Origin of the sequence: Streptomyces sp. SID11385 (assembly GCF_010548245.1) — a bacterium.
In the GTDB taxonomy this organism is placed as follows: Bacteria; Actinomycetota; Actinomycetes; order Streptomycetales; family Streptomycetaceae; genus Streptomyces.
The window spans coordinates 1-2,668 of sequence record NZ_JAAGLR010000327.1 but is presented as its reverse complement, the minus strand read 5'-3'; the positions used below and the strand labels follow the sequence as shown (position 1 = coordinate 2,668).

The following is a 2,668-nucleotide window of genomic DNA, read 5'->3' as shown; positions in this document are numbered from 1 at the left end:
GTCCTCGTGCTGCCGCGCCGCGACGACCCCGGCGTGCTCGGTCCCGGGCGCGCCCGGCTCCCCGGCCGTGTGACACGCGGAGACGGGACCGGCGTCGCCCCCGGACCGGCCGTCTCCGGCGAGCAGGCCACCGGCAGGACGTCCGCCGTCCCACGGCACGCCGTCCTCGCCCGTGCCCGGGGCACCGTCTCCCGCGACCGGGGCGGCGTGAGCACGTGTACCGGCCGCGCGGGGCTCCCGGCCACCGGCAGGTGTCCGGCCGGACGGTGCTGAGCCGGACGGTGCTGAGCCGGACGGTGTTGAGCCGGACGGGGTCCGGCCGGACGGCCCGCGGGACGATCGCGCGCGATCGGGTTCCGCCGGTGGACCCGCCTCGGTCGAACCCGCCCGTGGACCGGCCTCACCGGACCCCGCGCCAGAAAGCGGCCACCCTGCCGCGCGTTCCGCGCGCTCGGCCGCCGTCCCCGCTCCCTCGCCGCCGTGACTCGTCCCCGTACCGGTGTGCTCCCCGCCGGTGCCCGCAGACGAGTCGCCCAGGCCGGTGCGTCGCGCGGTTTCCGGGCGGAGCGTCGCGGTCCCTTCGGCGGATGCCGTCGGCACCTGCGCGCCGTCCGCGCTCGCGGCCTCGGGGCGGGTGCCGTTCGGCGGTCCGGGGACTTCCGCGTCCTCGGCGCCGGTCCTGCCGTGCGGGGCCGGGCGGGCGGGGGGCCGGGGGGCGGTCACGGGGACCGCCGGGTGGTGATCGGGTGCACGTTTGCGAGCCTAAGGAATGTCCGTGGATTCTGCGCGGGCGGGCAGCCGAAGGCCGGGACGCCGGGCACGGCACCGGGACGGGCGGGCCGCCGGGCCTGCCGGAGAATAATGATGCCCGCGCGGCTCCCCAGCCGCGCGGGCATCTGTTGCCGTCCGCCGCACCCCCGTCCCCACGGGGTTTCACGGGCATTGATGTCCCCGCCCGGACCGCTCTTCCGGGCCCATGACGCTAACCGCGCGTCACGGCATCATGCCCACGGACGACGCCTGGAGGACCACTGCTTCCCAGCCGCCGAAGACGACCACGAGCAGGGCTGCCAGGGGAAGGACGATGGCGGCGGCCACCAGGGGGTGGCGGCGCGCGGGGCGCGTGCGGGCACGGGGTGCTTCGGGCACGGTCGTGGCCATCGGTCCTTCTCCTGCCGAAGGTGTCGGTCGAGGGAGCGACGGGGGCGTGACCTCGGGGGGTGAGTAGCGCTCCCGTCGCTGTGCCTCCATCCTCGCCCGCCCGGATAGAGGGGGTCGTCATGCCCTCGTACCGAATACCGGGCCTCCCCCAGGAGGACGGCGGGCCGGTCCCCTACTCCCCTGGGTGGAGATCCTCTGGGGGACTCCCCTGAGGACCGTGATGTGGGTCACGGACGGAAGGGGTGGTTCCGGTGGTGGCGGGCGGGGCGGCGGCCAGGTGCGGGGGGTGGTGGGGCGGGGGCCGCTCGGCGCCGGGCGGCCGGTCCCGTAAGCGGTGAAAAGGCCCGCAGCCTGCGGCAATTGGGCGAAAACGGGGGCGCGGCCCAGCGGGTGAAGCAGCGTCATGGTGAGCCACTTTCACCAGCGTGTCCCGCGAAGACAATCGTTCGGTCACGGAGGGCGCGGCCTCAGCGCGCACCGGCGCGTGGAAACGTAAGCTGTGGCCCGTCAGCAGTAACGGGCAGCGGGGATGGACATGACGATGATGCGGCTCCGGCGCGAGGACCCGCGTGTCGTCGGCTCGTTCAGGCTTCACCGGCGACTCGGCGCGGGCGGGATGGGCGTCGTCTACCTGGGCTCCGACCGCAAGGGCCAGCGCGTCGCGCTGAAGGTCATCCGCCCGGATCTGGCGGAGGACCAGGAGTTCCGCTCGCGTTTCGCCCGTGAGGTCTCGGCGGCCCGGCGCATTCGCGGAGGGTGTACGGCACGGCTCGTGGCGGCGGACCTGGAGGCCGAGCGGCCCTGGTTCGCCACGCAGTACGTACCCGGCCCCTCCTTGCACGACAAGGTGGCCGAGGAGGGCCCGCTGACCGCCGCCGAGGTGGCGGCCGTGGGGGCCGCGCTCTCGGAAGGGCTCGTGGCGGTGCACGAGGCGGGCGTCGTGCACCGCGATCTCAAGCCGTCGAACATCCTGCTCTCCCCCAAGGGCCCGCGCATCATCGACTTCGGGATCGCCTGGGCGACCGGGGCGAGCACCCTCACGCACGTCGGCACGGCGGTCGGCTCCCCCGGCTTCCTCGCGCCCGAGCAGGTGCGCGGCGCGGCGGTCACGCCCGCGACGGACGTCTTCGCGCTCGGTGCGACGCTCTCGTACGCGGCGACCGGGGACTCCCCGTTCGGGCACGGCAGCTCCGAGGTCATGCTCTACCGCGTCGTGCACGAGGAGGCCCACCTGCGCGGCGTCCCCGACGCGCTCGCGCCCCTCGTGCGGGCCTGCCTCGCCAAGGACCCCGAGGAACGGCCGAGCACCCTCCAGCTCTCGCTGCGGCTCAAGGAGATCGCCGCGCGCGAGACGCAGCACCCGGGCAGCACCCGGGGCTCGGGGCAGCGCGAGGTGATCGAGCGGCCCACGGGCCGGCTCGCAGAGCAGTACGCCGAGCAGGCCACGCAGCAGCGCCCGGTGACCCCGGCGCCGCGTGGCCGCAGGCGGCCGGAGGCGGCGGCTCCC

2 protein-coding genes are annotated in these 2,668 nt (G+C 75.6%); one reads left to right on the top strand and one right to left on the bottom strand.

The window, feature by feature from the left end; translation table 11 throughout:
• Positions 1 to 993: 993 nt before the first annotated feature.
• Entirely contained in the window at positions 994 to 1,161 is a 168-nt protein-coding gene (locus G3I42_RS36910; protein WP_010263598.1) for a hypothetical protein, read from the bottom strand.
• Positions 1,162 to 1,690: 529 nt separating this feature from the next.
• Here G3I42_RS36910 and G3I42_RS09935 point away from each other — a divergent pair.
• Positions 1,691 to 2,668, top strand: a 978-nt coding sequence (locus G3I42_RS09935; protein WP_164284391.1) for a serine/threonine-protein kinase, incomplete at its 3' end; no start/stop codon positions are given.

Coding starts and splice junctions, on each gene's coding strand:
- G3I42_RS36910 (WP_010263598.1), bottom strand. CDS start 1,161: ATGGCCACGACCGTGCCCGAAGCACCCCGTGCCCGCACGCGCCCCGCG.